This window comes from Bradyrhizobium sp. P2_E8 (genome assembly GCF_056403875.1).
Window position 1 is genome coordinate 1 of record NZ_JBFUES010000413.1, and the last position, 6,230, is coordinate 6,230.

Genomic DNA, 6,230 nt, shown 5'->3' on the forward strand with positions numbered 1-6,230 from the left:
CGATCGCGCCGTGTCCGATGCCGAGGTTCGACAAACGATCGGATTGGTAGGCGCCAACTGGGATGTCGCCGGTGATATAGGTCATGTAGTTGTGGACACCGGCGTTCCAGCGCAATGCGAATTGCGGCGCCAGATCCCCAAAGCCCCACGTGGTGTCGCTGATGGTGTCGGACCGCGCGAAGGGAACATTGCCGAAGGGCGTCGTGAGAACGCCGGACAAGGTCCCCGCCAGGCTGGTGCCGACGACGCCATAGGCTGCCAGGAGGGACACCGAGGCCTGGCCGCCGAGCACCGGCGTTGCAAACACATAGCTCGGGAGCACAAGGCCAAGATCGCCGGTGGCGTTGAGATGCAAATTCAGATTCGTGTTTAGGTTGAGGTTGGCGGGAACTCTGCCGAGCGTGAATTCGCGCGCCCGCGCGACGTCGGCGCCGGCGGATACGGAGGTGTGATAGTAGATATTTGCGAGTGACCAACCCGGCTGCTGAGGCGTGGCCGCGAGGCTTCCGAAGAGGCCGGGGATCCAGAAACTGATGCCGTTTTCGTCGGCGAAGGCAGACGGGGCGGAAAGCAACAGAGTGGACGTCAGGAGGGCTGCAGAAATAACTCTGCGTCGATGTGCTGTGATTGGCCTTGCACCATTAGCCGAGGCCAGTGCAATTCTCGCCGTCATAGCCGTCCCCCGCAGGATGTGTCGCCTCCGAATACAACTCGGCGATACTGTAGCCCTGGAGCAAGCAGGACTGCTATGTAAAATTCGCCCAGGATTGATTTGCCAGAAAAAAGGTGAAAACTGCGACGAAAGAGCAACAGCCTCGCCGGCCCGGCCTCCTGGCCGATGCTCCGACGCGGCGGCCATCGCGTTCTCGCGGACCGGGAATCCATCCAGCGGCTACTGCGCTGTTGATGTTCACGGAAAACGACAATCCTTCCCATTCCCTTCATGGTCGTGCTGATTTTCTGGCTGACCATGATGCGTGAGCTTTGGCCTGTTTGCCCAGCCCGGCGCAACCGTCGCCGGCCTTGCTCATCGCCTTCGCGCCGTCGGCCGCCGGAACGATCTACCTTGTCCTGGAGCTCGGGCAGCCATTCGCAGGCCTGATGCAGATCTCAAGCGCACCGCTTCGCCAGGCGCTTTCGCCACTGAGCCTTTGGCATCGACCAGGGCGGTTCAGCTACTTGGCTTGGTTGGCGAACTGCAGACAGGTCAGCAAGCTGACGTAGCTTCGCGTGCTGTTTTCCATCCCGGCGCAGCTTCCTCGGCTCGAGCTGGTAAATGTTGACCACTGGCTTTCGAGCTGGCGCTGCGCGTCCTGCTCGTCGCTTATGCACCGCTTGAGCGGCTGGTCCTCGGACATGCCAGCCGTCGCACTGGCAGTGGCCTTGCAGCTACCCCCGATGTCAAATTTAGGGACGGTATCGGCCGCGGCGACGACCAATTGCGAGCTCAGAACTATCAGCGAAATCGAGAGAGGCATCTGAAATCTCCTACTCATCAGCGCAAAGGCAGTAATGTGCCCCGAAGAACCTAGCCTCATCGAACAGATTCGACCTTCGCGGCCATATCGGGGGCGCGTCCGATCCGGTACGTCCCGTTGCTGCATTTCAGTGTCCAGACGGCGTAGTCCGGCCTGGAGCGCGTTTTGTCCCTCACCGCCCCCAGCGGCTTGTCGCATGCGAACCCCTGCAGACGTATCTGCGCGGCCAGCCCCTCCTGCGGATTGTCGGCCCCCGCAAGCGGCTGCGCCTGCGCAACCGGGCTGAAAAGAACAGCGACGGCCAGCATCATCGGTCCAAGCGATCTACCCATGATGTCGCCCTTCTCGCCGTCCTTACCGCTCGCATGGCCAAGCCCATCCAGCCATTGTTCAGCCTGGTCGCGCGAGGCCTATTTCGTCACTATTCGCCGCAAATGGCCTGAGATCAATTCGAGCTGTTTGCAGCCCCTCAACTCATCTTCTTCGCCGGCGGAAGCTTCCAAGAATTGTCGATACAAGGGATCGTTTTCGCTCGGCCAGTACAGCCGCATCATCAGGACGAAATCGCCGCGAGGGGCCGAAAAACCTCGGCTACCTCAACGAGTATTACCCTAGCACGGAACGCAAGCGTCAGCCATTGCTATTATGCGCCTCCACGTCCATGTGGCCCGTCCGCAACATTCCGGATGGTGCGAGGGGTCGAAAGGGGCTGATCAAACCACTGGACGCTGCGGCCCGTCTGTCATGATGTAAATTTTCCAGGAATTTTCGTGCGGCACGACGGAGGGCCAAGTCCATCGGCTACTCGCTGATATCTTCCATCCTCACCTGATCGCCGCTTCGATTTCACAGTCTCAGACGAGTGATTTGGTCTTTCGTCATCGGGCGTCTTCGCGTTGTCACACAGCGAACACCCATCTCGGACACAGCATCCGATCAAACCTCTGCCGTTTTTGGCATAGCTAACCATCGCAACCCGCGGTAGTGTCCCACGCATTCGGTTCGAGGCTTAAAAACGGAGACGATATAATGAAGCTCCTTCTTAGCCGCCTTGCAGTCACTGCAGTCAGCGCCGCGCTGACGTCAATTGGTCAGATGAGGCAATACCCTTCGCGACGCATTCTCGCGCCGACTTGGGCATAGCCGACATCGGCGGACAGTTCTGATATATAGTGCGGTGCGTTTGAGGAGGGGTCGCTGCAATCAAGGCGATGCAGCGATGTCCATCGGACGACGTGTCTGGAGTGGCGAGGATGTCGAGGAAATTACCGCTCTGGCTTCGCTTCTTCGCGCTTATCGGAGTAGTGATCGTTGCGACAGGCGCAGGTCTCCTCGCCTATCGGTACTACGCTCGCCCGGTCACGCTGACCGTGGCGGTCGGGTCGATCGACGGCGAGGCAGCCAAGGCAATGTCAGCGATGGCGAGCGAACTCGTTTCGACGAACGCGCCGGTGCGGCTCAAGGTCATCGACAGCGGCACAGCGCTTGAGGCCGCTGCCGCGTTCTCCGCGGGTAAGGTCGATCTGGCCGTGGTTCGCGGCGATGTCGGCGATTTGTCGCAGGCGCAAGCCGTCGTCGTCGTCAGCCATATGGTCGTACTGGTCATCGCGCCGCCGGGATCGGGCATCGACAGCATTGAAAACCTCAAAGGACGCGCGATCGGCGTGGTCGGTGGGGTGGCGAACGCCAAAATTGTCGATGTGCTGACCAAAGAATATAATTTGGCAAACGCAAAAGTTGTGTTCAAAAATCTTCCTTTGGCGGACGTCCGGCAAGCCATTCAGTCAAAACAGGTCAGTGCCCTGCTGGTCGTGATTCCGCTCGCCGAAAAATACCTCTCACTCGTTCGAGGATTCTTTCAGCTCGACCATAAAAAGGTCCCGGTATTGATCCCGATCGATTCAGCGGGAGCAATTGCAGAGACAGAACGCGCCTTCGAAAGCTTCGACGTGCCGAAGGGCACGCTGCGGGGGTCGCCACCGGTCCCGGAAGATGATCTGACGACCTTGAGGACGTCGTTGTACTTGGTTGCGCAAAAGAAGCTCGGCACCGATCTGGTGACCAGACTCACGCAGGCGATCATGAGCGCGCGCAGGAATCTTCTGCGCGAGCAGCCGATTTTCGCGCAGATCACCGCGCCCAGCACCGACCAGGATGCCTACCTTCCGCTCCACCCCGGTGCGGCCGCTGTCTACAACAGCACCACGCAGAGCTTCATGGATGAATACGGCAACTGGATCTATCTGACGCCGATGATGTTGGGCGGCGCCGCCACTATGCTGGCGGCGGCGTGGAAATTCTTGGGGCTCGGTAGCCCCGCACCTGAAGGCCCGCTCGACTCTCTCTACGCCCTGGCACGTCGGATTCGGAAAGTCGATACAGAGGCTGAGCTTTCGGATATCGAAGAAGAAATCGACGGCATTCTAAGAGCGGAGCGCGCCAAATCCGCTGGTGGAGACGAGCGCGCGGTGGATGATGCCACATTGAACGTTGCAGCGCACCGGCTGGAGGGCTTGATCCACGACCGACGAGCCCTGCTCGCGAAGAGGCCCGCAGTTGCTTCCGCAGCCTAGGCGACACCGCAACGTCGCGGCATGCCGTGATACGGCATTGCGGGAACGCAAAAATGGACGGAGTGACCCCGATGGCTCGCGACACTGGTGAATCATGAATGCAATCGCGTTATCGGGCATCACGTTTGTATGCATCGCAGGCGGCGCCCTCTTCGGTATGTTCCTTCCTGGGCATCACCTGAGCACCGATGAGAAGGATGTGGTCAGGCTGGGCACGGGCCTCATCGGGACGATAGCCGCGCTTGTCCTCGGCCTGCTGATTGGCTCGGCGAAGGGCTCCTACGACACGCAGAGCGCTCAAGTGACGCATATGACGAGCAGCGTGGTAGTGCTCGACAATCTGCTGGCGCAGTACGGACCGGAGACGAACGACGTACGCCATCTGTTACGGCGCAGCGTCGCTGTTTTGGCCGATCGAATGTGGCGCGAGAATAGTTCCGAGGCCGCCAAGGGGACCCCTTTCGAGGCGAGCGCCGCAAGCGAGGCATTCTTCACGAAGCTGCAGCAGCTTTCGCCGCAGAACGATGCCCAGCGCTCCGTGCAGGCCAGGGCCGTACAGATCGCCACCGACATTGCGCAAAGCCGCCTGCTGCTGTTCGCACAGACGAGCAACTCGATCCCCATGCCGTTCCTGGTGGTGCTGATTTTCTGGCTCACCATCATCTTTGGAAGTCTCGGCCTGTTTGCCAAACCCAGCACAACCGTTTTCTGCGCGCTGTTCGTTTTTGCACTGTCGGCCGCGGGAGCGATTTACCTGGTCTTGGAGCTTGGTCAGCCATTTGCGGGTTTGATGCAAATTTCCAATGCGCCACTGCGCAACGCTCTCACGCCGCTCAGCCCCTAGGCCCTTCGAATGATCGATTGTTGAGCTGATTGAATGAGATCTTCTCGTTCTCCGAGGTGGCCGGATGGAGCGCGATGGGACCAGGTGACGAGCGAGAGACGCAAAATTCGATTCCAGTTCGCGCGAGGGGCCAGGGTGCGCAACGCTCCGGGATACGGTGACACGGAGTCAAGACGAACGAGGCGGCACGGTTCCGACACCCGCCGCCGCTGTCTACGACAATCCAGGCCCTAGCCGGCGGCAGCCGCCGGCGAAACAGCGGCTCTAACGAGCTGCGTGCGGGGAGAAGATTGCCTGTGAGGTCAAAGTTGATCAGAGAGCGCGGTAAGAGCGCGGAAACGACGCATCTGATCACTGCATTTTTCGCCCGAGGTCTCTCAGGAGCGAGTGGAGAAAATCGCTCGCATGGTCGTACCGCGCGCCGCCGCTCGCGATTTCACGGGCCCGCGGCTCCACTACAGTACCGACGGTTTCTGGACCGAGTAGATCCGCTTTTTCTGACCATTGCTGCAGCAGGCGATCGGGAATGTATTCCGCAGACCCGAACAACGTCAAAAGGCATTCCTCGGCTTCGGCTTTGTGATCGTGATGAGCTTTCGCCCAGTACAAAGCGAATAGTCCACGAAAAGCATCACGGGAAACGGCTGGTTTTGCCATTGCAATGCCCCCGCAAAATTGAACGCCCAACGAAGAGGCCACCCAAAGGCGGCCCCAGGAGTTCATTAAGTTGATCTAAAAAACGCGTACTGAAACGCCTGCCGCAGCGTTGCCGTTGCTTCAGAACCCGGGTGAAAATAGATGCGGATGAACGTGCCAGCCCCGGTCACAGGAGCATGCCAAGATGATTCGCTTCTGCCAACTAAAATCTGACGACTGCCGGGAAATTCCGGCAACCCCAAACCTATGTTAGTTTGAGTGACGTACGCGTCGAGCCGTTCGGCGAGCAAGTATCATAATGATCGTTTACGTGCTCGACGAACTAGACAACGCCGTCGAACAGGCGCTCGCCTGGTGCGGAGCGGATGAGCCGAGGGCGGGGACATCTGGTTCGCGCTCGACGAGACCCGACCTCTCGCCTGCTTCGCCGGCATATGGGCCAACTGGACGTCGGTGCGGAAGGTCAAGGAAGGCGAGACCACGAACGACCTCTACGCCTTCCTGACGACGGAGGCGAACGCGGAGGTCGGTGGCATCCATCCGAAAGCGATGCCCGTGATCCTGACGACGCCCGACGAGGTCGAGACCTGGATGACCGCGCCGGCCGACGAGGCGCTGAAGCTGCAGCGACCGCTTCCGGATGGCGCGCTGCGGATCGTCGCCCGCGGCGTGAAGGAA

The 6,230-nt window shown here is 59.9% G+C and carries 6 protein-coding genes and 2 pseudogenes; 3 read left to right on the top strand and 5 right to left on the bottom strand.

Annotated elements, in window-relative coordinates:
- From AC1D00_RS22050 to AC1D00_RS22060, 3 genes are all read right to left on the bottom strand, one after another.
- Positions 1-673, bottom strand: a 673-nt coding sequence (locus AC1D00_RS22050) for a transporter (RefSeq protein ID WP_477012112.1), incomplete at its 3' end; no start/stop codon positions are given.
- A 502-nt stretch (positions 674-1,175) separates the two neighbouring features.
- A complete protein-coding gene (locus AC1D00_RS22055) occupies positions 1,176-1,478 on the bottom strand; it encodes a hypothetical protein (protein ID WP_477012113.1) in 303 nt (100 codons plus the stop codon).
- A 56-nt stretch (positions 1,479-1,534) separates the two neighbouring features.
- Positions 1,535-1,789, bottom strand: coding sequence for a hypothetical protein (locus AC1D00_RS22060; RefSeq protein WP_477012114.1), 255 nt, complete (start codon positions 1,787-1,789; stop codon positions 1,535-1,537).
- A 942-nt stretch (positions 1,790-2,731) separates the two neighbouring features.
- Between AC1D00_RS22060 and AC1D00_RS22065 the strand changes: the two genes are divergently transcribed.
- Both AC1D00_RS22065 and AC1D00_RS22070 read left to right on the top strand, forming a co-directional pair.
- Positions 2,732-4,051, top strand: coding sequence for a TAXI family TRAP transporter solute-binding subunit (locus AC1D00_RS22065; RefSeq protein ID WP_477012115.1), 1,320 nt, complete (start codon positions 2,732-2,734; stop codon positions 4,049-4,051).
- A gap of 94 nt (positions 4,052-4,145) precedes the next feature.
- Positions 4,146-4,895, top strand: coding sequence for a bestrophin-like domain (locus AC1D00_RS22070; protein WP_477012116.1), 750 nt, complete (start codon positions 4,146-4,148; stop codon positions 4,893-4,895).
- A 10-nt stretch (positions 4,896-4,905) separates the two neighbouring features.
- Here the strand turns inward: AC1D00_RS22070 and AC1D00_RS22075 are convergent.
- Positions 4,906-5,029, bottom strand: a pseudogene (locus tag AC1D00_RS22075) (non-homologous end joining protein Ku); the annotation flags it as partial.
- 217 nt (positions 5,030-5,246) lie between these two features.
- Positions 5,247-5,552, bottom strand: coding sequence for a hypothetical protein (locus AC1D00_RS22080; protein ID WP_477012117.1), 306 nt, complete (start codon positions 5,550-5,552; stop codon positions 5,247-5,249).
- Between the two features lie 369 nt (positions 5,553-5,921).
- On the opposite strand from AC1D00_RS22080, the pseudogene AC1D00_RS22085 reads away from it, so the two are divergent.
- Positions 5,922-6,230, top strand: a pseudogene (locus AC1D00_RS22085) (SOS response-associated peptidase family protein); the annotation flags it as partial.

Coding starts and splice junctions, on each gene's coding strand:
- AC1D00_RS22055 (WP_477012113.1), bottom strand. CDS start 1,478: ATGCCTCTCTCGATTTCGCTGATAGTTCTGAGCTCGCAATTGGTCGTC.
- AC1D00_RS22060 (WP_477012114.1), bottom strand. CDS start 1,789: ATGATGCTGGCCGTCGCTGTTCTTTTCAGCCCGGTTGCGCAGGCGCAG.
- AC1D00_RS22065 (WP_477012115.1), top strand. CDS start 2,732: ATGTCGAGGAAATTACCGCTCTGGCTTCGCTTCTTCGCGCTTATCGGA.
- AC1D00_RS22070 (WP_477012116.1), top strand. CDS start 4,146: ATGAATGCAATCGCGTTATCGGGCATCACGTTTGTATGCATCGCAGGC.
- AC1D00_RS22080 (WP_477012117.1), bottom strand. CDS start 5,552: ATGGCAAAACCAGCCGTTTCCCGTGATGCTTTTCGTGGACTATTCGCT.